2 protein-coding genes are annotated in these 1060 nt (G+C 72.7%); both read left to right on the forward strand.

Annotated features, from left to right (window positions below):
• On the forward strand, positions 1-719 hold a 719-nt coding region (locus tag ACZ5CR_RS47185), incomplete at its 5' end, for a class I SAM-dependent methyltransferase (protein WP_468870241.1).
• A gap of 71 nt (positions 720-790) precedes the next feature.
• Positions 791-1060: ATP-binding cassette domain-containing protein (locus ACZ5CR_RS47190; RefSeq protein WP_468870242.1), on the forward strand; the 270-nt coding region annotated here is incomplete at its 3' end.

A 1060-nucleotide genomic window follows, 5' to 3' on the forward strand; every position in this document is an offset into this window, starting at 1 on the left:
CAGCCGCCCAGTACGCGGCCCACCGCCCCTCCTATCCCCCCGCCCTCCTCGACGCCGTCGAGAACCTGGCGGGCCGGCCCCTGGCCGGGGCCCGCGTGCTCGACGTCGGCGCGGGCACGGGCATCGCGACCGCCCTCCTCGCCGACCGCGGCGCCCGCGTCGTCGCGGTGGAGCCGGGCCATGAGATGGCGCGCGAGTTCCGCCGCGCGCTGCCGGACGCGCCGCTCGTGCGGGGCGACGGCGACAACCTGCCGTTCGCTGACGGCTCGGCCGACTTGATCACGTACGCACAGGCCTGGCACTGGACGGACCAGGAGCGCTCCGTCCCGGAGGCTGTCCGCGTGCTGCGCCCCGGCGGCGCGCTCGCCCTGTGGTGGAACATCGCGGACCACTCGATCCCGTGGCTCGCCGAGCAGGGCACGCGGATCGCCCGCTGCCTGGGATTCGACGACCAGGCCCGGCACACCGCGGACCGGACGGGCGAGCTGACGAAGGCCCTGGACTTCCGCAGGGACCGGGTCCGCTGGAGCCGCCGCATCCCCCTCGACTCCCACCTCGCCAACGTCGGCAGCCACTCGGCCTTCCTGGTCCTCGGCGAGGAGCGCTCGGCCGCATTCCTCGCCGAGGAGCACACGGAGCTCCTGAAGGTCTTCCCGGACGGGCTCGTAGAGGAGAGCTACGTCGTCGACCTGCTGCTGGCGATCCGCCCCACCTCCTGAAGCTCCGGTTCGGGCTCCGGCTCCGGTCCGGCACTTGACTCCCCCCGAGGCGGGGGCGCCATAATCATCACATGATGAATATCGAGGAACCGTCCGCCATCGAGGCGAGGGACCTGACCGTCATCCGAGGCCCCCGCACAGTCCTCCGCGCCCTGAACTTCACCGTCCCGAAGGGCCAGATCACCGGCCTCCTGGGCCCTTCAGGGTGCGGTAAATCCACCCTCATGCGCGCAGTGGTCGGCACCCAGGCCAAGGTCACCGGCACCCTGAACGTCCTCGACCACCCGGCCGGCGCCCCCAGCCTCCGCTCCCGCATCGGGTACGTGACCCAGGACCCCTCC

Source organism: Streptomyces sp. NPDC031274, assembly GCF_055570235.1.